Genomic DNA, 21,676 nt, shown 5'->3' with positions numbered 1-21,676 from the left:
TACGTAATTTACAATTCTTACATACGTAGCTTTATCTTCACAGTGAAAAATAGACAGTATTGAAAGAAAAATTTTTCGCGCTAGAAAAAGTCTTGAGATATTATCATCATCATGCAGACAATCGCGGCAAGTTTCTGCTAAAACCTCAGAAAGTCTCTTTTCAATTCTTTGTTTACTTTTTTGCTTTTCTAATCACCCTATTTCATCTTGGATCATCCTCAATGTAAGCCTCTGCAATTACCGTTTGAAAATCTTCTGATCGGATTAACTCATCATATTTACGGTAAAATTAACTACCGCCGTTTTTAAAGCCTGCTTTAATTCTTTGTCCTTACAGAGAGGAAATCCTCGAACATATTGTTGGATATACCGTTGTAACCCCAAAATACGCTTTTTATTAGCTTTACTCCCTTCTCGAGGAAAAGTCCTGAAATCTGCTTACTAATTGAATAGCGTGAGCAGAAAAAATTCTTTTCACGATACTTATTCTTTTCTTCTGATCACTTATTTTATCGAAATCAAAAGGCAGATTCCCCTTAAAGCATTCTGACAATTGATTAATGCGGGACGATTCAGCAAAAAATAGAAATAAAGCTTTCTGAAGATAACGCTTGACCCATTTGGTAAATTCCCTCTCCGACTTTAAATGGAAATGACAATCAAATAAAACATCATCAAGGGCTGGGAGATAAAAATTGTTAAAAATTTTAACTTGCTCTTCTACTGCCGATCTCTCACCTTTTTTAAATCTATTTTCATCAAATACAATGGATAATCTCGATTTTAATAACTCGTGATCTAGGTTTTCTTCTTTCATACAGTTTGCCTTTTTTATCTATATGAACCATTCTTACTTCTTTTCGAATATATCCACTAAATTAACTAAATCCATGTGATAATAATACTGTAGTTTTAATATGATGTGAGTAATCGTCAAACTTGCGCAATAATTGATTTGAAATCGCTGTATCCATGGCTATCAAAGTTCCTTTTAATTTCTCATAGCTTGCCAAAAATTTTATCAAGGAATTCTTAATAGAATAAGGTTTTTTAAAGGGTTAATTAATCTTTCGATAAACTCACCTATTCTACAAAACCGGTGATTTTAGCCATTAAATGACACATGAGTAATTGCTTTATCCTAAAATTAAATATTGATGAAGCATTAGATGTACACCGCCTTCGCTCTAGCCTTTGAAGGTCAATTTTTACTCAAAATATCGGGTGATTCCATTAACACCTGCGGAATAGGACAAACAATGATTTCGTTATGTTTTTCGCGAGACTGCCGCCATTATCGTCTTTTTTACCTTATAAGGATCAATTTTCTAGCGTCGGGCCCGAAAAAAGGCCTTCAGCAGTTCTGCGCAGGCCTCCGCTATCACACCGCCCGTCCAAATAATACGGTGATTCAGGCGTGGTTTGTTCAGTAATGGGAAAACGCTTTCGACTGCGCCGGCGCGGGGATTGAATGCGCCGAAGACGAGGCGTTTGATGCGAGCTTGGATTATAGCGCCTACGCACATGGCGCAGGGTTCTAGGGTGACGTAGAGCGTAGCGTCTACTAAACGATAATTGCCGACTTGTTTGGCGGCATTGCGAAGGGCTAGAATTTCGGCGTGGGCAGTCGGGTCGTTTAGGGTAATAGGCTCGTTAAAGCCGTGGCCAACGATTTCATTCTCTTTTATCAAAACCGCGCCTATCGGCACTTCGTTATTTTCATTAGCTTTTTTTGCTAAAACTAAAGCTTCGTGCATAAATAATTCGTCGGTCATTTTTAATGCTTAGAAATGCTAAGGCTTTCCTCAAAGTTATAATTTTTCATTCTCTAAATACGAACCGTAGTTATTATCGTCAAAATAGTCAATATTGACAAGGCGCGTCGCCAAGGCTTTCGTATTGATTCCCCGAACAAAAAATGCCACCATTACGATTTATCCTAAGTATAAGAGAGTGTGGAAAACACAATGGAAAAAATTAGAACCGCTGTGGTTGGCGTAGGCTATTTGGGCAGCTACCATGCAGAGAAGTATTCCGCGCTGTCTCAATCTGAGCTGGTGGCGGTTTGTGATATTCATCACGAACGCTGTTACGCAAAGGCTAAGGAATTGAGTGCGGAGGCCGTAATTAACTATCAATCTCTAATTGGCCTAGTTGACGCGGTTAGTATTGCTGTTCCTACCCCCTTACATCACGCCGTGGCGCGGTTTTTTTTGGATAACGGCATCCACGTCCTGCTTGAAAAACCCATCGCAACGACGCTGGAAGAAGCGGATGATCTTATTGCAGCCGCCAAAAGAAACTGGGTGATTTTGCAAATCGGTCACTTGGAACGTTTTAACAGCGCAGTTAAGGCTGTTGAGCCGCTTATCTCTAATCCGCGCTTTATTGAATCGTTGCGTCTGGCGCCCTTTCGGCTCCGCGGTGCTGACGTTAATGTCGTGCTCGATTTAATGATTCACGATATCGATATTATTCAATCCATTGTGAAATCGGATATCCAGAATATTTCCGCGAGCGGTGCTTCTGTTCTCTCGCCATACGTCGATATCGCTAATGCGCGTATTGAATTCACAAACGGTTGTGTGGCTAACGTGACAGCAAGCCGGGTGAGTCTGAAAATAGAGCGTAAATTGCGTATTTTTCAACATGACAATTATGTCGCTATCGATCTCGATCACAAAAAAATGGCCATTCATCGTAAAGGGACGCATGAGATGTTTCCAGGCATTCCTGAAATCACCCGCCAAGTGGAGCGATTCCATAAAGGGGATGCGTTGATGGATCAAATTTCGGCTTTTTTAAATTCGATCATCCATAACAAGCCTCCCGTCATTTCCGGAGAAGAAGGTAAACGCGCCCTGGCCACTGCGCTTGAGATTTCGTTAATCGTGCGACGTACCAATGAACAATTTCCAATTTCATCCCTCAGTGCTGAAAATGTCGAATAAATCTGTTCTGCTCATCGCCGGTGAACCTTCGGGGGATTTACTGGGCGCTCATCTAGCTCAATCATTAAAATCTCTTGAACCCAACCTAAAACTCGCGGGCATGGGCGGCAAGTGTATGCGTGAAGCGGGCGTTGAAGTTTTTATTAATGCAGACAAATTAGCGGTGGTCGGTTTGCTTGAAATATTGCGGCAGTTCAGGGATATTCGCCACGCGATGCAAACCTTGAAAAGGTATTTTAAAAAAACACCACCTGATTTGGTGGTTTTTATTGATTACCCCGGCTTTAATTTACATATGGCAAAACAAGCGAAAAAAGCGGAAATTAAAGTGCTTTATTATGTCAGTCCTCAAATTTGGGCTTGGCGTTATGGGCGGATTAAAAAAATTAAAAAATACGTCGATCATATGGCCGTATTATTCGATTTTGAAGAAAAACTATATCAAAAGGAAAACGTTCCCGTCAGTTTTGTGGGACACCCTTTGGCAAATATGCCAACTCCATCGCTCTCCAGAAATGAAATTTGCAAGCAATTTAATCTGGATCCCGATAAGCCCATTGTGGCTTTATTTCCTGGCAGCCGAAAGCAAGAAATTAATAAGCTGCTCCCTATGATGGTTCAGGCCGCTAAATTCATTCAGGCGAAAATCTCCACTGTGCAGTTTATCTTACCGCTCGCATTGAATTTAGAGCTTGATAAAATTCGTCCCTTTTTATCGCCTGAGATAAAGGTGATCCAGAACGATATTTCTCACGTATTAGCCATCACTCATGCGGCCGTTGCAGCTTCAGGAACGCTGACGTTAGAAATTGCTTTGCAGCAAGTTCCGTTGGTTGTAATTTATAAAGTAGCGCCACTGACGTTTTGGTTGGGGAAAAAATTAATCCATTTGTCTTTTATCGGACTTTGCAATTTAGTCTCCCCAGAACCTGTTGCTGTTGAATTGTTGCAACAGGACGCTACCCCTCAAGCCATCGCCGATGAAGTTTTCCAATTGCTAAATAATCACGATTATCGTCGATCGATTATTGGGAAGTTAGCCTGCCTGCGGCCCCGATTAGATCGTGGGAACGCCGCCCAAAACGTGGCTAAGGTTGCACATAATTTAATCTTTTCTTAAGGTTTTTGGCTTATTGGGGAAGGCTGCTTCCCTGAAAATAGGAGGGGCCCTTATGGAGCGCAGCGAAATACGGGAATTGGCATCGTTCCTCCGTATTCCGCTTCGCTTCATATGGGCTACTTTTTTTAACCATATGAATATATGTAAGTTTTTATGAAAAAATTACTAGCTGACTTTCGCTTGATTGCATTGTCGTTTTCTTTGGTATGGGCTAACACTTACGATCCTATTGGAAAGACTGACTATCCGGACGCAGGAACTGCCCATTTGGATTGAGTAATGGGATACAATGGTACGACCACTTGGCGGTACTTGTGTACGGGGGCTTTCTCCTGTGGGAAAGGCCTGCGGCCTTGATACAAGGTTAACCAACTTCACTTTTGACATCGCCTCTGATGAGCCTAAATGTAATAACATTGTGATACTCCAATGCGCTAGCACCAGCAAGAACAAATCTAACTTTCAAGGAAAGCCTTCTACGTTTAACCACTGCAACGGCTAAAACCTTTGGTACAGCTTGCGCAGGTGGCGCAATAAACTCTAATGAGGGGTTTTGGAAAACTAATTTTCCCTTTGTCGGTAGCTACACGTACTCTGATGGCAATAACCCTCCTACCCTAAACCCTCGTCTTTTACCGTGAACCATAACCTTATTCAGCCGTTAACTGGACTTCGAGCGTTAGCGGCATTTGATGTTTTTTGCATTTTCCAATTAAAGGCTCACGCCCTTTTTTACAGTGAATATTCTCGCAGGATTATATCGACGTCAGCCTATTCTATGTACTGAATGGATTTTTAATCGCTTATAATTGTTATCCGTCATTTAACCCTTCCTTCAGCTGGTGTTGGCGTCTTTGGTGGCGGCGTTTCGCGCGAATTTATCCCGTCTATCTATTAATCTTATTAGCAACGGCGCTGCTGCTTGTTTTTCATTTAAGGCAAGCGCATCCGCAATTCTTTGCTCACCCTCGGAAAAGGTGGTTTCTTTAACTCACGTTCCTCAAGGGTTATTTTACTAATTCTCTTTTTATGGGCATTCCCCAAACTTGATCTCTCACTGCAGAATTTACTTTTTATATTTCGGCTCCACTACTGTTTATCTTCTTTCATCAAAAAAACACAGTGGTTAAGCATAATAATCGGATATGTAAGTGACTTATTATTATTTGCTCTCGCGGCAAAACTCGGTTGACACCACTTTTTAGGTGATTGGAATTTGTTTTGGTTTTATACTTTTTCTGGCCGACTTTTTGAATTTATTCTTGGGATGTTGCTTGCCCTCAACCTCTCGTACTGGCATTGGTTACAACACCTACCAGCAAAAATCTACGTGGGATTCTTCAACATTATTCTTATTCAAATACTTTTATTTAAAAATAGAGGGCACTTTACCTTCGGTTTCGATACACCATTAGGTATGCTGTTAGCCAACTGGGTACTGCCACTAGCTGTAGCGTTACTATTAGCCGGTTTAATCCTCGAAAAAAATACACTTACACGCTTTCTGCCAACACGACTGATGCAGCTTTTAGGCAAAGCTTCTTATGCTTTTCATTCATTACAATTTTTGGTAATGGCTTTTATCATCGGGGATTATTAATTCACCGTTGCTCCTGCGCATTCCTAGTGGGTGATTGCCGCCGGGTCCCTATTAACCAATATTATCACGATTATCCTTTATTCGGGTTATGAAAAACCCATCCATAAACTATTAACTCACGTTAAGCGATTCTCTAAGCCAATTGCCGTTAGCCTGAGATTGTCAATGAAAGCTGAGCATTTGCAGGCAGAAAAACGCTGTTTTTAGCTCATTGTTTTGGCTGTGTTTACGCTTGCTGCCATCATTCAATGGCACATTTTCATGAGTCGAGATGTAGGCTGGCATTTACTCGCCACAGAACGACTTTTAAAGGAAGGCACATACAGCCAAGATTTTTTAGACGTTCTTCTCCTATAATTTCTTATTTATTACCCCCCCGCTATTAATACAGCATTGATTTCAAGACAATCTTATTTTAAGTTTTCGCGTTTATCTATTTTTAATATCCTTCCTTTCGCTTCTTACTTGTTTTTCGTTCAGGCATCGACTGTTTGGTACTAAAGATCGGCTGATGCACGGAATGCTGCTTCTGGCGCTTGCCGTGGTTTACCTGCTTTTACCAGTCTCTGAATTGGATCATCGTGATCCTTTTGTAATGCTATTAATTATGCCTTATTTATTAGCTATCGGCACGCAAGCACAGCACAAAGATTTATTGCTGCCTCCTTTTTTGATCGTATGGGTTGGTCTTTTAGCGGGATTGGGATTTTCATTAAATCTACAATTTTTTATTTTATTTATCGTGCTTGAATTTTACTTAATAAAGAGCTAGGCTTTGGTTTTTCGAGTCGAATCACTCATGATAATCGCTGTTTTTATTTGCTCATCATTTACTTGTTTTTCCCAGATTACATTACGCAGGTATTGCCTCTCATAATTTCCCTCTATACAAGCACATTTAATGATTCGTTACCCACACTAGCGGATAGCACCGCGTTATTTTCATAGTTAGCTGCGTTTCTATTTTTTATTAGTGATTGGAAAAAGCCGCTATCAACCGCTTTTTTTAGTTTTTTCTTGCCGCGACGATGTCTGTTATTTTTATTCACTTGAAAAATATGGTATTACCATCCAGGCCTCCCAGGATCAGCTTTTCGACTTTGTTATTAGCTTTATTTTTAGCTTAAAATCAGCAACTCCGATTAAGACACTCTAGCAAGACAATTATTCTATGTATTTTACTCATGGGACTGCAAATTTTTACTATTGCTCAGCTTAGTTTTTCGAATTGGAAAAAAATCGAATCCTCATAATGGAATTAATCAAATTTTAACTTACGTTCAAGAACGCGCGGAAGGTAAATCCGTTATGGTGTTTTCAACGACAGTTACAGCGGCGGGATTATTAATTACTTATGCTAAAGTTAATTCAGGCTCGCGCTTTGCTGGCTTTTGGATGTTGCCAGGAATTCTTGAGCGCAAAAATAAAAGCTTAAATCCTACGCAAAAACAAAAATCAAATAAAGAAAAACAACGCTTAAACAATATGGTGGTTGAAGGTTTTAGTCGTTATAAGCCTAAACTCGTTCTGCTGGATATTGCTTCGTCCAAGAAATATCTCTCTGGCATTTCTTTTGATTATATTCGTTATTTTTTCCACGATCCGCGATTTGCTCATTTGCAGCGGGCTTATCATTATCAGACTACCATTGCTAATTTTGCTATTTATGGACGAGAATAAAGTTTGTTTCCATATTATTTTAAAGAGAAAATCTCTGGCGCTGGCGCCAGGGACAAGAGGGAAGGGGTTTCCAAAGGAGAGTAATGCAATGTTCCCCTTTAGCTGCCGTTAGCGAGGGTCGCCCAGGCGAAATTCAAAATGGGAAAATCTCGGTTGCAAGCGACTGAGATTTTCAAAAACCCGTATTGCACTGGGCTCCATACGGGCTACATAAACTCCTGTTACTATGGGCGGGGATAAGTTTTATTCCACTTAAAAACCGTCATCGACGCTGTCATTCTCCCGCGAGCTCGTCTGTGGAACAACTTGCATTTGGAAGCGCAGGCCGGGATCCAACGCACACGTGCGCAGCGCCATAAAGGTCATAACCATCGGATAATCTTCATTTCGATGAAACGAATAGCAGTAAAAAATAGTTCTTTAATGGCGGCTGCACGGTAGTTGATGAAGGGTTTAGTAATCAATAACGCTTTTGCTCCTATGAGGCAGGCGGATAATATACCTGAAGTTAAGCGGTCATCAATCACTAAAATAGCTTTTGGTTTCAATTGCCGTTTTTCAGCGATTTTTAATAAATCATCAGGATAAGGTTTTTTTTTAGTAAACCGAATGATTTCGATATTTGGAAAAGTGTTTTCAAGGTATTGAATCCGCTGATCAAAAAGGTTATTCGAATAGATACAGACTTGCTTTAAGGGAAATTCTTTATCAAGCTGAGTTAGCCATACCATAACAGATTCCGCTGGCTGCGCCTGTCCGTGGCTTGACAAAACGCCGTCAAAATCCAATGCTACTAATTTAATGTGAAATAGAATTAAATATGAGGGAGATAAATCCTCAATGTGGCTCAAGCAATAATCTGAGTTTGAAAGAAATTGTTTTAAACAGGCGCGTTTTTTGAGGAGCATCTTGAGTAGATAAAAAAACCGCTTACACACGCATTCGTCTTTCATTTTGTATGGCGCGCGAAACCACGGCTGGAAGTATTAATCATATTCAATAAGTGACTGACCTCGGGCGTTTCTTTGGCCAATTTTTCAAGCTCAAGGCGAATACCTTCTAACCCTAGATTTCCTCGATAAATCAAACGAAATGCCTGCTTCAGGGAACGCATAGTGTTCCCATTAAAACCATGACGACGCAGGCCAACTGTGTTTAATCCTGAAGGCGCGCCCGGGTTCCCCGTTACCAACATATAAGGCAAAATATCTTGATAAACTTTGGCGGCACGCCCTAAAAAACAATAAGCGCCAACACGACAAAATTGATGAACCCCTGAAAAAGCACCTAAAATTGCATGATCACCCACAGAAACATGACCCGCAATAGAGGCAGTATTCGCGAAGATAACGTTGCTTCCGACAACACAATCGTGAGCCACGTGCGAGTAAGCCATTAAATAATTATTGTCACCAATGCGCGTTACAGAATGACCTTCTTTTGTCCCTCGGTTGATCGTTACAAATTCACGAATAATATTATTATCACCCACTTCAAGGCAAGATTCTTCGCCTTTATAACCGAGGTGCTGGGGATCAGAACCAACGGAGGCATAAGAATATATTTTGTTTTTCTTACCGAGGATAGTGTTCCGGTCGATCATAACATGGGCTGCGATTTCAGTGCCATCGCCAATGATGGCATTTTCTTTGATTAGCGTCCAAGGACCAATGGTGACGTTTGAACCGATCGTCACGCTCGGATGAATAATGGCTCGTTCATCAATCACACTTTTATCCCTTAATGGTCATCAACTCGGCTTTACAAGCGAGCTGGTCGTCCACTGTCGCTTTCCCTTCAAACTTCCATAGAGCGCGGTGAACTTTTAATACTTTCACCTCTAAAGTTAATTGATCTCCAGGCTCAACGACGCGCTTAAAACGAGCATTATCTACTCCGGCAAAAAAATAAATGTCTTTGTGGTCTTCTGGAAAATTTAACGATTTAACAATTAAAATGCCAGCGGCTTGTGCCAACGATTCAATAATCAAAACACCTGGCATGACGGGTCGCACAGGAAAATGTCCCGTAAAAAATGGTTCATTCACCGTGACATTTTTAATGGCAACTAGGGATTTATCTTTTTCTATTTTGATTACCCGATCAATGAGCAGAAAAGGATAACGGTGAGGAATGTATTTTTTAATGTCTGTAATATTCATGACGTTCATCGTATCAGCTTCTCTAATCGTTTTAAGCGTTTTGCTAGCTCATCCAGTTGCCAAAAACGAATGACGCTTTTGCGCCATTCTCGGTTAGTTTGCATCCCTGTTCCTGAAGAATAAATGCCCGGTTTGGTAATCGATTTTTGAATCATGCCCATCCCGGTAATAATAACGTTGTCGCAAATTTCAATGTGGCCATTTAATCCGGCGGAAGCGCCGATCATGCAGTGGCGCCCAACCGTCGTGCTGCCAGCAACGCCAGCACAACCGGCAATGACGGTATGATCGCCGATGCAGACGTTATGGGCGATCATCACTAAATCATCTATCTTTACTCCGTTACCAATAACCGTATCACCCAATGCCCCCCGGTCAATAGTCGCATTGGCACCAATCTCCACATCGTCTCCAACGATTACACGGCCTACTTGGGGGATTTTCAGCCATTCCCCTTTCTCGTCTTGGGTCAAACCAAAGCCATCAGCCCCGATAACAGCCCCACTGTGAATAATACTTCGATCTCCTATTCTCGTTTGAGAATAAAGTGTAACCCGGCTGTACAAACAGCAATCCGATCCGATTTGGCTTCCACGGCCAATGCTAGCGCCTGCACCAATCAAAGTACGCGGCCCAATGACCACGTCTTCTTCGATGACCACCTGAGCGCCGATGTGAATGCTTGGATCGATCTGACAACTCTCCCCTACCACCGCCGTCGGATGAATGCCGCACGTAGGAACTGATTGAGGTCGCAATAAAATTAACAATTTGGCAAAACCCAATTTGGGATTGGACATCACTAAAGCGTTAACCGGGCACCGGGAGGCTAATTTTTCATCCAACAAAATAGCAGAGGCTTTTGTTTGCGTTAAATATTTTCGATACTTACGATCCGTTACGAAACTAATTTCACCTGGTTTAGCATCCGCAATAGGAGCAACATTGTGAATTTTGCAATCGCCATCGCCTTGGACAGTAGCGCCAATGGCGGTTGCTAATTCAGTTAACGAGTAAGTTAAGGCTCTTGTCATTAACTATTTTTATTTCAATGCTGATACAACGTTTGAAGTAATATCCTTACTATTTCTAGCATAAAGTACAGTATCTTTAGGCAAAACGAGATCGAGATTTTCTCTCTCAGCCACCCTCTTTACCGCACCGTTAACCTTAGACATAAAGCCAGACATGGCTTTATTTTGCGCCACGAACAGTTCTTGTTGAAACTGTTGTTGTTGCTGGCGAAGCGTACTTTCATCATTTTGAATTTCTTTACGCAAATTTCCAGCCTCTTTTTTACTCATCACCACCTCATCGCGCTTTAATTTTTGAAGATTCTGTTGCAGTGATTGAGTTAATTTAGTCATTTTTTCTCGCTGCGGCGAAAATTGTTTTTCTAATCGCATATTAATGTCCTTAATCTGCGGTGCGGTTTGAAAAATCTGACGCATATCAACAAGCCCAACCGTTTGGGCAACAGCAGCTACACTCCAAATCATGGCTACAGATAAACAGATAGCAAATAACAAGCGTTTAATCATGAGGTTCTCCTTAAAAAAAGTAGGCGTCATTATAGTTCAGGTTTTTGTTTAAACCAACCTTTCTCAAACCGTTTTTTTACAAGCTCACTCCAAAAGAAAACTGGAATGCTTGGAAATCATCCCCGGGCCGGTGGTTCAATGGGAATGCCAACGTGAGGTCGATCGGCGCCAAAGGCGTATACCATTCCACAGCAAGCCCCAAGGAGGGACGCAGGTTCTTCAACGAAAAACGATCGTCTTGAATAATCTGCGGACGCGTAGCGGCCTCTGGATCGGTGATAGTTGCTCTCGCAGGGACAGCAATATCTCCGGGGAAACATGGCACTTGGAACACATTCCCAGCATCAAAAACAATGGCGGTACGTACCCTTTTACTAATAAATTGCGGCAATATCAAGTGCACACCGAAAATAGTTTCCAAGTTACCACCTATAGCACCAAAACTATTGTAACGGTTTTTAGGTCCTAACGAGTTAGGTGAAAAAGCAGGAACCGATCCAATACCTCCCGCATAAAAGTTTTTAAAAAACGGTAATCGATCGTGACCAAAGCCATCACCGTAACCCACCGTGGCTAGTAGATTAAGGATAAAGCCATGCCAAATCGGCTGATAATACTTGGCAGAATAAGTCGCCAAGTAATAACCTAAACTCGATTTTAACACGGGAACACCGATCTCCAACCCAATACCCATATATAATCCTTTGCTGGGGAAAATAGCCCGATCAAGGCCGTTGTATGTCCAACCGCCGTTTAATTTAAATTGGTTATAGTCTCGACTGGTATTCTGAACGCCGTTGGTTGTTCCCAAGAACGCTAACACACTTGGCACTGCAATGGCCGGGTCAACCTGGCTAATTTTGATATGCTCAAAACCGTAACCAAAGCCGATAGAATTCCGTTCCGAAACGGGATAAGCGTAGGTAACATCTCCCCCATAACCGTCTTCTACATAGGAGGAGAGATTAAATTTCGTATTTGGTTTCACCCGTGAATAATAGATCGAAAATCCACGTTGCAATCCCCACGCCGTGTGGTACGGATTGTTATACGCGAAAAAATAATTCTGTTGGTATTGGCTATTTTGGAATCCAATCGATACATATTTTCCGGTCCCCATAAAATTGGTCTCTGAAATGCTCGCGCCATACAAGAACCCGTAAACATCGGAATAACCTCCTTGGATACTCGCCCTTCCCGCAGCGATTTCTTTTACGTAATAATTTAAATCCACTTGATCGGGGGAGTTGGCGACGATTTGCGGCGTGTATTTTACATCCGATAAATAACCTAATAATTCGAGTCGCCGGTTTGATTCTTCAATCTTAGACAAAGAATAAAGGCTGCCTTCGTATTGCCGCATTTCCCGACGCAACACTTCTTGGTTGGTACGCTGGTTACCAAAAAAACTGATTCGGCGAACATACACGCGTTCGTCCGGCGCGACGTTAAAAGTCAAATGCATTAAATGTTGCTGGTCATCGATGGTCGGGATCACATTAACTCGAGCAAAAGCGTAACCTCTATCACCCAGGAAATCTCCAATGGCTTTATTCGTATCAATGATCACCTGGCGAGAAAATACATCTCCTCTTTCTAATTTAATTAATTGGTACAATTGATCGTTAAATCCATGGATTTCCCCGGTAATAGTGTAGCCACTCAGATTATAAATAGGGCCCTCCACTAAATGGATCCTAATATAAACGTGTTTTTTATCCGGCGACCATTGCACATCGTGTGAAACCACGCGGAAACGCAAATAACCATGATTTAAATAAAATTCTGATAAATGTTGCAAATCTTCTTTTAATTTAACTTGAGAGTACCGATCACGATGAGAGATCCAAGTAAATAACCCTGGTGTAGTGAGTTTGAATTGGTTACGCAGCGTTCTCGCGCTAAAGGCCCGGTTACCTACAAATTGAATGGAAGCTACTTTGGCAATACCGCCTTCATCAATATAGATGCAAAGCGCTACTCGATTCTTGCTCTCTTTCACTACCCGAGTAAAAACGATCGCCGCATGATAACCCATCGCACCATACTGTTGCTCTAATCCGACCTGAATTTCATGGAGTTTTGCAGGGTCATAGGGGCGTCCTTCTGAAATATTTAGCTTATTTAAGATAGGTCGCAATTTTTTTGTGCTGATGGCTTTATTGCCACTGATGCGAATGAGACTAATAATTGGGCGCTCCTTCACGCTAATAATTAACGCGTTCCCGCGACGGGCTAATCGCACAGTTTCAAAAAAGCCCATTCGATACAACGATTGAAGAATCTGTTGACCCCGTTGTGCCGTGTATTCTTGTCCCTCATGGATGGGCAAATAACTGCGAACGGTATCTGCCGAAATACGTTTTAATCCTTGGACTTGAATAAAACGGGCCACAAAACCGTAGGCGGTTAAAGTGAAAGGAATACAAAAAATGATAAAGGTAATAACGAACAGAAAACGTTTACGAAATTTCATGATAGGGGGTACCTTTTTTCCCAATTTTGCTGTAGAGTTTCAGGTCGTCCCTTCAGGACCCTAAATGAGCAGGCATTATAACACCCGATTTATGATTATCCATAATAGGGAAGCCGAATACTGGCTACAGTTAATTTAGCTGAGCGCAAGTGGCAATGCCCTTCCCATTTGTGTATCATTCCAGCATGCAAACGATCCCAATACCTCTACAATTCATTGGTCCGATTAAGATTATCGGTTCTGAAGTCAACGCTGAAGTTGAAGTTCCACTGGCGACATTTGAAACACCGATGTGGCCATCAACTAATCGGGGTGCGAGCGTCACACGGCGTTGCGCTGGGCTTCATTGTCTAGTCCTTGATGATCGTATGACACGATCCGTCCTACTCGAAGGTGTGGATGCTTATTCAGTTAAGACGGTTCTTGATGACCTTAACCGCCACGGCGCCTTGACTGAAGTGGTTTCAAGCACCAGCCGTTTTTGCCGGAACGTGAGTTGGCACGCCCAAATCGTAGGAACTCTCTTATTTTTGCGCCTAGAAGCGACCACGGGCGATGCGTCAGGCCACAATATGCTCACCAAAGCTGCCGATGCCGTCATCGACTGGATGCTTAAAAAATATCCCGGTCTTCGCTATGTTTCCATTTCAGGAAATATGTGTGTGGATAAAAAAGTCTCCGCTATTAACGGAATTTTGGGACGCGGAAAATATGTCATCGCCGACATGTTAATTCCTCGCGCTGTTTGTCAAGAACGTTTAAAAACCACACCCGAAGCCATCGTTAATCTTCACGTCAAAAAAAATCTGATGGGGTCGATTGTTTCCGGCGCTCTTCGCACGGCAAACGCCCACTTTGCTAACTTACTCTACGCAATTTATCTCACCACTGGCCAAGATGTCGCTAACATTGTCGAAGGTTCCCAAGGATTTACGCATGCTGAATTTCGCAATGGCGACCTTTATTTTTCCGTCACGTTGCCTAATATCATTGTAGGAACAATAGGCAATGGTAAGCATTACGATTTTGTAAAAAAGCACCTGCACCTTTTAGGTTGCCTGGATAATCAAATCCCAGGCCAAAGCGCCCGACGCTTAGCTATTATCGTTGCTGCAACCGTATGGTGCGGAGAACTGTCCTTGTTGGCCGCCCAAACAAATCCAGGCGAATTAATGCGCGCGCATGAAAAATTTGAGCGTTCCTTAGCCACAAATGTCACATGAAAAAAGAATTTTTAAAAACCCGAACACCCGCGAAATTAATTCTTTCCGGCGAACATGCCGTGATTTACGGTCAGCCCGCGCTTTCACTGGCTATTAACCGTTACATGGAAGCCACGGTGCGCTGGTCTTTACCGCTGCATTTTTCTTTTCATTTTATGGGAATTGATTTTCGCCGGGAAGTCACTTTACAGGCACTTCGCAACTTAAAAAGAAAACTCAAAAAGCAATACTATAAATACAGCTTGGGTCACTTGAGTATTCGGGAAGTACTGCAAAAACCTTTTGAATTGTCGCTTTTCACGTTCATTAACGTTCTTGATCGATTAAAAAATAAATTGCCAACGGGAATTGATATCAGCACTGATTCCAACATTCCCGTCGGTTGTGGAATGGGTTCCTCCGCTGCCAGCGTTGTAAGTTTGATCTATGCACTGACCCAATTTCTTGGGATGGATTTACATTTGGAGGACTATTTGTCCCTCGGTGTGGAATCAGAAAATTTGCAGCATGGCTATTCAAGCGGTCTCGATGTGCATACCGTCTATCACGGTGGTTGCCTGCGTTATGAAAAAGGGCAATTTGAAAAACGTCCTATCCCTAATTTCCCCATGCAATTAATACAAACGGGCTGCCCACAAAGCAGTACCGGTGAATGCATCTCTCAGGCCACTCCTTCTTTTAAGAGTGGTAAAATTGGCGAAGATTTTTCTGCGGTGACTAATGCTCTTGATCAAGCTTTACAAAATCACAATAACAGCAGCATTAAAAGCTGCATTCGAGAAAATCATCGACTATTGCGAACGATTGGCGTTGTCCCCGATAAAATTAATGACTTTGTCATTGACGTAGAAAAACTCGGCGGTGCTGCAAAAATTTGTGGTGCTGGTAGCGTTGTTGGCGATAATGGGGGTATTGTTTTAGTCATCGCCGATGATCTCATTACGGATTTAGCAAAACAGTACGGCTACTCCATCATCCCGATTCAAACCGACAGCCAAGGGACTTGTATTATCGAATAACAGCTTAAACCCGTCATCCCCGCTGCGCGAGAATGGCGAAGCCTAAAATTGAAAGGACTTTGATTTGTGATGCAGAAAATTAAAGAGAAAAATTAGCGTGATCTATAAAACCAAAGCCCCGGGCAGTTTAATGTTGTTGGGGGAATACGCGGTGTTGCAAGGAAAAATAGCGATTGTAGCTGCGATAGATAAATTTATTTCAATATCCCTTAGTCCGCGCCGTGATGAAAAAATTAATATCGACTCACCACTCGGAAACCTAACTTTGGATTGTCAATCTATTAAACTCTCTCCCCCTTTTGAATTTGTCCTCGCGACGCTAGCTTCAAAAAAACTACCGAGCGGATGCGATATTAATATTAAATCTACTTTACCCCCGGCGATCGGCTTAGGAAGTTCTGCCGCGGTCACCGTTGCATTATTAACAGCATTAAACGCATGGCTCCAAATGTCAATGACAAAAAACGACTTATGGCAACAAGCCCTAACTGTCATCAAAACCGTACAAGGAAAAGGATCGGGCGCTGATTGTGCGGCGAGTATTTACGGCGGTGTGCTTGCTTTTTCCAACCTACCCTTTTCTGTTACCTCACTCAAGTCAAGACCGCCGATTACCGCTATTTATTCTGGCAAAAAATTGACAACCGCACGAGCGATTAACATTGTTAACCAATGCCGAAAAAAACAACCGGATTTTTATCAACAAATCGATGAACGCATAAATGAATTAACTGTACAATCCATTGAAATAATAAATTCAAAAAATTGGCCTGCCCTGGGGGGCTTGTTAAATTTAGGGCAAGAACTGATGACCACTTTGGGCGTCAGTAATGAAATTTTAGAGTCTCTCATTGAAGGGTTACGCAAACAGCCGACAATTTTCGGCGCCAAAATATCCGGTGCTGGTCTAGGCGACTGTGTCATTGGCATCGGTACACTAAAATCCGATCGATTTCCGCGAAATAATACCGAAAAAAAATTGGGTGTTAAACAAATCGTCCTTAGCGTTGCGGCGGAAGGAGTCACTGTCGATGCGTAACCAGATTTTCGACCAATTACTTTCACACCGCTTAAAATCGCCCCGATCGTCTGGCTGCGCGTTTGCCACTTCAAATATTGCTTTATGCAAATATTGGGGGAAACGAAATTTAGAACTTAATTTACCGGTCACATCCAGTTTATCGATTTCTCTCGGTAATAAAGGCGCAACAGCAGCAATTTCACCCTCTTCTAGCAATCAACATGAACTGATCATTAACAACCAATCGGTAGCGATACAATCGACCCACGTCAAACAATTATTAGCTTTTTTAGAGACGTTTAATTTTCTCGGTGTCAAATACCACTTAGAATTAAATTTCAATATTCCGCTCGCGGCTGGCCTTGCTTCATCGGCATGCGCTTACGCAGCAATTGTAAAAGCGTTGGATAATTTTTTCGAATGGCAATTGGATAGAAAATCTTTATCTATTTTAGCGCGCCTGGGCAGCGGCAGTGCTTGTCGTTCTGTTTTTAATGGGTTCGTCGAGTGGCATTGTGGAAAAGATCTCGACGGCATGGATAGTTATGCCGAACCATTAGTAGAAGATTGGCCTGAGCTCTGCATTGGGCTTTGCATCCTTAACAAGAAGCCAAAAACGGTGAGTTCTCGCGAAGGAATGAGGCGCACGGTTACCACTTCCCCACTTTACTCTGCTTGGCCGGAAAAAGCGAACCGCGATCTTACGCAACTGAAAAAAGCCATCGCAAAAAAAGATTTCAAACTTTTAGGACAAACGGCTGAATCAAACGCCTTAGCCATGCACGCCACCATGCTCGCTGCTTGGCCACCGTTATTATATTCTTCACAGGAAACTATTATAGTGACGCAAAAAATATGGTCTCTTCGCGAAACTGGAACAGAAATTTATTTCACACAAGACGCAGGGCCCAACATTAAATTATTATTTTTAGAGTCAAACAAAGAAGAAATAAAAAAATCTTTTCCGGAAATTGAAATTATCTCTCCTTTTAAAACAAGTATGGAAGAACACGTTGTTTTAGTCGATGAAAATGACCGCCGCCTTGGCATTGAAGAAAAAATAAAAGCACACCGAGAAGGCAAACTACACCTCGCTTTTTCTGTTTTTATTTTTTCTCGTAAAAATAATGAATGGCAGTTATTGCTTCAACGGCGCCATCCTGAGAAATATCACAGCGGTGGATTATGGACAAATACTTGTTGCAGTCACCCTCGTCCGGACGAAGACATTATTACCGCTGGCGAAAGACGCCTTTTCGAAGAAACAGGCTTGAAAATTGCTTTAAAAAGAGTTGGTGAATTTCGTTATACAACCACGGTCGGCAACCAACTAATTGAAAACGAATACGACCACGTTCTCATCGGATTCACCGATGCCGACGCCATTGATTTCAATAAAAAAGAAATCAGTGCCGTCCGTTGGATTCGCATTTCAGAACTTAAAAACGAACTTAAAGAAAACCCCAGCCACTTCACTCCATGGTTTATGCAGGCCTTGGAAATAGCTATAAAACCTTTATAAACATCTGGTTTTGGTTTCGTTCCCACGTGCGCTGGGTTATAAAAGCGAGCTAGACTCCCGCCTGTGCGGAATGAGGGAGTTTAAGTTTTTAGCCCTTACCGCTTGTGGAAGGATATGGCACTGTCTAGCCGAATCATCTGCTCCTTTTCTTCGACTTCTGCCCGAGATAACAGCTATTCAGGCACAAAAAATTTATTTTTATCGGGAGTCTTTTTTTCTTGTTGACGTCCCAACAAGGTGTTGATTAACTTTCGTTGTTTTCTCCCTTAACTTCTCTTCAAATTCAGTAGTTATAATGTGTTTTTTTGAAGCATATAACTGTAAACAATACATGGCGAGCGAGCGAGAAGATTTTTTTCTTTAATTACGCCAATCCAGCATAATCTTTATTTAGAGTGACCCAGGCATTTATTTCTTCTAAGAGTTGTCGCTAGCTCTGGCTATTGTTACAGGAAACAGCATTTTCAGACCCCATATCAACTGTCTTTCTTGCTTTCCTTCTACTCTCGAGGTTTAACCATGTTTTTGTATTATTGTTACTTAGTATCTTCCATTCTTTCATATTCAAATCGAGTAAAATCACCTCGATTTCTGTAGTTAAAATTAAAAATTGACAAAGTAACTATGAAATTTTCCAGGGCGGTGTGGTCGGGTTGAAGCTTGTTCAACTCTTCAGCAAGAGAAACGACTTGGTTAGTCAATGCAGCTATTTCGTCTAAGCTTAGCATTCTATAATCGCATTCTTATAATTTCCTGACATAGGAGGAAAAAACGGACCCCTATTCTAAACGCCCATTGAATTTATCTAACTGCTCATATAATTAATCCAATCTTTGTAAGAATTGATAAAAGTTTTTTGATTCCGCAGAAGGTAACTCAAAGATCTTACAGACAGACTCGGTCAACTCACACAATTTTGTTAACGAGAGAAGATCACTTTTATTTTTTGACAAAAAAATTTTCAAGCGAGCACCTGCTTAGAGAAATTACAGCTAATCGCTTTAAATCCAATCCTTTCTCCTTTATCAACAGCCCACTCTCTTCAAGTCGTCTATCATAAAGATCATGAATATAGGGACATCCTAAATATTAGTTAGTTAGCTTGTCTATTCCAGAGAGTAATAAAAGTTTCGAACTCTTTCATAAATAACCTAACGAATAGCACTTTCGATTTTCTCCTTTTGGCGGCCTACTAGCCACGCACGTAGCGGATCAGGTAGAATTGACTATTAATATACGATTTAGTCTAAAAAATAAGTAAAAATTAACAGGCTTGGGTTAAGTAAAAAAATTCTCATTTTCCTCCTTGAGACGCCTCGTTGTTGCTTGCCCTTGGGAAGGAAGAAGTGAGGGCATGATTTTTGTCTTTCGGCGTCGCGATGAGTGAGAATCTTTAGTTGTTGCTTAGCAAACAAAGATAACATCCGCAATGCCTGCCTAAGCGGCGTATTTCGCCAACGTATCCCGAGTTTACGCTGATAGAGGGCGATTACTTTGACATCTATTAAGAGCCCCCAAGTCTCGCAAGACCTTTTGCAAAGACAGCCTTCGAATCTTATTTGTCTAGCTAGTGTCGCCTAATTTCGTTGTATGGCTTAGAGATCACCATTATTCTATAGTATAAGCAGGTAGAATTACTCCGTTTTCTCCACAAACAGATAAAAATGCATAAATCCTCGAAGCAGCGATTTCCGGCGTTGTCTTAAATGAGTCATCCAAAAATGACATAATAAGGTTGTCTGCTTCATTTTGGAGATGAACTATTGCATTTTCTGATAAAGAACATTCAGCTAATTGCTTAAGATAGCCCTCTACTTTCCTAGTGAATGTAGATAAAAATTGGTTGTCATAACGCGGATGTTTTAGTCTTCCAATTACTATTGAGCGCTTGTATGTAAATATTTAAACTGTTTTTTGTTGATTGTCGTCCTCTTCTTTTTAAAATTCGTTATCTTCTTTTTAAAGATTTTTCCAATAAATAGATTTTTTTCCGTGCATAAAAATCTAACACTCGCATAGACGAAAAAGGAGAAGCGTTTTTTCTTCCTTCCTTGACTCCAAATCTACATGTTTCGCATTGCACCATTGCCTGATTTCTCTTTTTACGATCTTCCATCGCCGGATATCACAAGAGTCTTCGTTTTCTTTACTATTGCTGCTTTAAACGCGTCATCGACGCTCCTGGTTTCTCTTCCTCTGCCGCCCCTTTTCTAATTACACACCACCTTCATCATTATTGCTGAGCACTTCCCATTCTTTCCAATTCATCATGGGTAGGCATTTGCATGGCGCAATTATATAAAAACTAACACAGTAGTTGGGCTATGTATCCAAGGTGTTCTTTTAGACTCGAAAATAGCTCGGGCCAGTGAAAAATTTATTTAATCTGACAAAAGCTTAAGAGGCAATCAATAACAACAGTTCCGCAATTTTTCGATGTATTCTTTAATGTAGTTAAAAAGATCTTTATTACGAGGTTGAAAAGGAAGATTTTCCATCATGGCCAAGGCATTTAAAGCTGTTGGCAAGTTATGGGAAGGTGGATAAAATTCATTACAAACTTAATAAGCTATTGTCCTTAATTCACTGGAGGAAAGTTTGTGACTTCGGTCGTTAAGCTTCTCAATCGAAGAGTTAAGCGATCGTTTTTGAAAAGCTGCCCTCAGGTATGATTCATTTGCTTCACATTCTTTCAATCTTTCTTTTATAGATAGAACAGAAGTCGGCAGCGATTTCAAGGTGCTCCACTGCCTGATTCCATTGCTCAATAAAATTGGTTAAAAGTTTCGATAAATTTAGTGTTTTTGAATCTGTTCCTTGCCGCGACATAGTAAACCTCTTTTACTCTCAAGTATTAATTACACTACAATCAAGTTAATCAAGTTTTGTTAAGGTAAAATTAATCCACACATCTCAACCTTTGAGGCGCAGGCAATTTCACGAAGCCGTAGCCTGTATGAAGCGCAGTGAAATACGGGGATGATAGACGAGATCATTATTTTCCCGTATTCTGCTTTGGTCTATACGTATATGGCCCCAGGGTTGTTGTCAACAATCAGTTTTGACGAAAAGAACGTATATGCGGCTTCACCGAGCCACCGCATGAATTAGCCTCATCAACCTCAGGTTTTACCTTAACGTCCTTAACATCACATTGCCGCGTTTACTAATCCGCGACAAGACCTCCTTATTCTCACTCGCGTGTTGTGGAGGAACTAACCCAATAAACACCAACAACTTGCCAGAAACAGATGAAATTGATGAATGTCCCTCCCCGTTCGCATAAACCGGCAGCGCCGTTAAATCCCCCCCGGCTGCGCTGTACCCGTTGACAATCCTCATTGGTTTTTACCACGGCTTT

Annotated in this window: 16 protein-coding genes and 3 pseudogenes; 9 read left to right on the top strand and 10 right to left on the bottom strand. The window is 41.5% G+C overall.

Annotated features, from left to right (window positions below; all coding sequences use genetic code 11):
- Positions 1-403: 403 nt before the first annotated feature.
- The 3 genes and pseudogenes from OWO34_RS03010 to tadA form a co-directional block, all read right to left on the bottom strand.
- Entirely contained in the window at positions 404-817 is a 414-nt protein-coding gene (locus tag OWO34_RS03010) for a hypothetical protein (RefSeq protein ID WP_267256517.1), read from the bottom strand.
- A gap of 384 nt (positions 818-1,201) precedes the next feature.
- Positions 1,202-1,285 (bottom strand): annotated as a pseudogene (locus OWO34_RS03005) (hypothetical protein); the annotation flags it as partial.
- Between the two features lie 43 nt (positions 1,286-1,328).
- Positions 1,329-1,775 carry a tRNA adenosine(34) deaminase TadA gene (gene tadA / locus OWO34_RS03000; RefSeq protein ID WP_267256516.1) on the bottom strand — a complete coding sequence of 149 codons (447 nt, stop codon included), beginning with the start codon at positions 1,773-1,775 and terminating at the stop codon, positions 1,329-1,331.
- A 192-nt stretch (positions 1,776-1,967) separates the two neighbouring features.
- On the opposite strand from tadA, the gene OWO34_RS02995 reads away from it, so the two are divergent.
- The 5 genes and pseudogenes from OWO34_RS02995 to OWO34_RS02975 all read left to right on the top strand — a co-directional run bounded on the left by OWO34_RS02995 (position 1,968) and on the right by OWO34_RS02975 (position 7,351).
- Positions 1,968-2,951, top strand: a complete 984-nt coding sequence (locus OWO34_RS02995; RefSeq protein ID WP_267256515.1) for a Gfo/Idh/MocA family protein — start codon at positions 1,968-1,970, stop codon at positions 2,949-2,951.
- A complete protein-coding gene (gene lpxB, locus OWO34_RS02990) occupies positions 2,941-4,071 on the top strand; it encodes a lipid-A-disaccharide synthase (protein WP_267256514.1) in 1,131 nt (376 codons plus the stop codon). The genes OWO34_RS02995 and lpxB overlap by 11 nt, the downstream gene beginning before the upstream one ends.
- Before the next feature lie 153 nt (positions 4,072-4,224).
- Positions 4,225-4,347: a hypothetical protein gene (locus OWO34_RS02985; RefSeq protein ID WP_267256513.1), complete on the top strand. Its 123-nt coding sequence runs from the start codon at positions 4,225-4,227 to the stop codon at positions 4,345-4,347.
- A 940-nt stretch (positions 4,348-5,287) separates the two neighbouring features.
- Positions 5,288-5,671, top strand: a complete 384-nt coding sequence (locus tag OWO34_RS02980; RefSeq protein ID WP_267256512.1) for a hypothetical protein — start codon at positions 5,288-5,290, stop codon at positions 5,669-5,671.
- A 210-nt stretch (positions 5,672-5,881) separates the two neighbouring features.
- A pseudogene (locus OWO34_RS02975) lies at positions 5,882-7,351 on the top strand (hypothetical protein).
- A 362-nt stretch (positions 7,352-7,713) separates the two neighbouring features.
- Here the strand turns inward: OWO34_RS02975 and OWO34_RS02970 are convergent.
- The 6 genes from OWO34_RS02970 to bamA form a co-directional block, all read right to left on the bottom strand.
- On the bottom strand, positions 7,714-8,304 hold the full coding sequence (locus tag OWO34_RS02970) for a YqeG family HAD IIIA-type phosphatase (protein ID WP_267256511.1): 591 nt from the start codon (positions 8,302-8,304) through the stop codon (positions 7,714-7,716).
- Positions 8,301-9,080 (bottom strand): acyl-ACP--UDP-N-acetylglucosamine O-acyltransferase, encoded by a 780-nt coding sequence (lpxA, locus tag OWO34_RS02965; protein WP_267256510.1) that lies wholly within the window; start codon positions 9,078-9,080, stop codon positions 8,301-8,303. Before lpxA ends, OWO34_RS02970 begins: the two co-directional genes overlap by 4 nt.
- 4 nt (positions 9,081-9,084) lie before the next feature.
- Positions 9,085-9,522: a 3-hydroxyacyl-ACP dehydratase FabZ gene (fabZ, locus tag OWO34_RS02960; protein ID WP_267256509.1), complete on the bottom strand. Its 438-nt coding sequence runs from the start codon at positions 9,520-9,522 to the stop codon at positions 9,085-9,087.
- Positions 9,519-10,547, bottom strand: a complete 1,029-nt coding sequence (gene lpxD, locus OWO34_RS02955) for a UDP-3-O-(3-hydroxymyristoyl)glucosamine N-acyltransferase (protein ID WP_267256508.1) — start codon at positions 10,545-10,547, stop codon at positions 9,519-9,521. Before lpxD ends, fabZ begins: the two co-directional genes overlap by 4 nt.
- 9 nt (positions 10,548-10,556) lie before the next feature.
- Positions 10,557-11,054: an OmpH family outer membrane protein gene (locus OWO34_RS02950; RefSeq protein WP_267256507.1), complete on the bottom strand. Its 498-nt coding sequence runs from the start codon at positions 11,052-11,054 to the stop codon at positions 10,557-10,559.
- Positions 11,055-11,130: 76 nt separating this feature from the next.
- Entirely contained in the window at positions 11,131-13,530 is a 2,400-nt protein-coding gene (gene bamA, locus OWO34_RS02945; protein ID WP_267256506.1) for an outer membrane protein assembly factor BamA, read from the bottom strand.
- 149 nt (positions 13,531-13,679) lie between these two features.
- Here bamA and OWO34_RS02940 point away from each other — a divergent pair, with 149 nt between their 5' ends.
- The 4 genes from OWO34_RS02940 to mvaD all read left to right on the top strand — a co-directional run bounded on the left by OWO34_RS02940 (position 13,680) and on the right by mvaD (position 18,315).
- A complete protein-coding gene (locus OWO34_RS02940; protein WP_267256505.1) occupies positions 13,680-14,753 on the top strand; it encodes a hydroxymethylglutaryl-CoA reductase in 1,074 nt (357 codons plus the stop codon).
- Positions 14,750-15,772 carry a mevalonate kinase family protein gene (locus OWO34_RS02935; protein ID WP_267256504.1) on the top strand — a complete coding sequence of 341 codons (1,023 nt, stop codon included), beginning with the start codon at positions 14,750-14,752 and terminating at the stop codon, positions 15,770-15,772. The genes OWO34_RS02940 and OWO34_RS02935 overlap by 4 nt, the downstream gene beginning before the upstream one ends.
- A 97-nt stretch (positions 15,773-15,869) precedes the next feature.
- Positions 15,870-16,811, top strand: a complete 942-nt coding sequence (mvk, locus tag OWO34_RS02930; RefSeq protein ID WP_267256503.1) for a mevalonate kinase — start codon at positions 15,870-15,872, stop codon at positions 16,809-16,811.
- Positions 16,804-18,315 carry a diphosphomevalonate decarboxylase gene (gene mvaD, locus OWO34_RS02925; protein WP_267256502.1) on the top strand — a complete coding sequence of 504 codons (1,512 nt, stop codon included), beginning with the start codon at positions 16,804-16,806 and terminating at the stop codon, positions 18,313-18,315. Before mvk ends, mvaD begins: the two co-directional genes overlap by 8 nt.
- A gap of 3,135 nt (positions 18,316-21,450) precedes the next feature.
- Here mvaD and OWO34_RS02915 read toward each other — a convergent pair.
- A pseudogene (locus OWO34_RS02915) lies at positions 21,451-21,676 on the bottom strand (transposase); the annotation flags it as partial.

The organism is Coxiella endosymbiont of Ornithodoros maritimus (assembly GCF_907164965.1).
Lineage (GTDB): Bacteria > Pseudomonadota > Gammaproteobacteria > Coxiellales > Coxiellaceae > Coxiella.
This window is presented reverse-complemented; position numbering and strand designations above follow the sequence as displayed.

What these genes read in the sequence shown, in the direction of transcription:
- OWO34_RS03010 (WP_267256517.1), bottom strand. Translation starts at nt 817, where the DNA reads ATGAAAGAAGAAAACCTAGATCACGAGTTATTAAAATCGAGATTATCC.
- tadA (WP_267256516.1), bottom strand. Translation starts at nt 1,775, where the DNA reads ATGACCGACGAATTATTTATGCACGAAGCTTTAGTTTTAGCAAAAAAA.
- OWO34_RS02995 (WP_267256515.1), top strand. Translation starts at nt 1,968, where the DNA reads ATGGAAAAAATTAGAACCGCTGTGGTTGGCGTAGGCTATTTGGGCAGC.
- lpxB (WP_267256514.1), top strand. Translation starts at nt 2,941, where the DNA reads ATGTCGAATAAATCTGTTCTGCTCATCGCCGGTGAACCTTCGGGGGAT.
- OWO34_RS02985 (WP_267256513.1), top strand. Translation starts at nt 4,225, where the DNA reads ATGAAAAAATTACTAGCTGACTTTCGCTTGATTGCATTGTCGTTTTCT.
- OWO34_RS02970 (WP_267256511.1), bottom strand. Translation starts at nt 8,304, where the DNA reads ATGAAAGACGAATGCGTGTGTAAGCGGTTTTTTTATCTACTCAAGATG.
- fabZ (WP_267256509.1), bottom strand. Translation starts at nt 9,522, where the DNA reads ATGAACGTCATGAATATTACAGACATTAAAAAATACATTCCTCACCGT.
- lpxD (WP_267256508.1), bottom strand. Translation starts at nt 10,547, where the DNA reads ATGACAAGAGCCTTAACTTACTCGTTAACTGAATTAGCAACCGCCATT.
- OWO34_RS02950 (WP_267256507.1), bottom strand. Translation starts at nt 11,054, where the DNA reads ATGATTAAACGCTTGTTATTTGCTATCTGTTTATCTGTAGCCATGATT.
- bamA (WP_267256506.1), bottom strand. Translation starts at nt 13,530, where the DNA reads ATGAAATTTCGTAAACGTTTTCTGTTCGTTATTACCTTTATCATTTTT.
- OWO34_RS02935 (WP_267256504.1), top strand. Translation starts at nt 14,750, where the DNA reads ATGAAAAAAGAATTTTTAAAAACCCGAACACCCGCGAAATTAATTCTT.
- mvaD (WP_267256502.1), top strand. Translation starts at nt 16,804, where the DNA reads ATGCGTAACCAGATTTTCGACCAATTACTTTCACACCGCTTAAAATCG.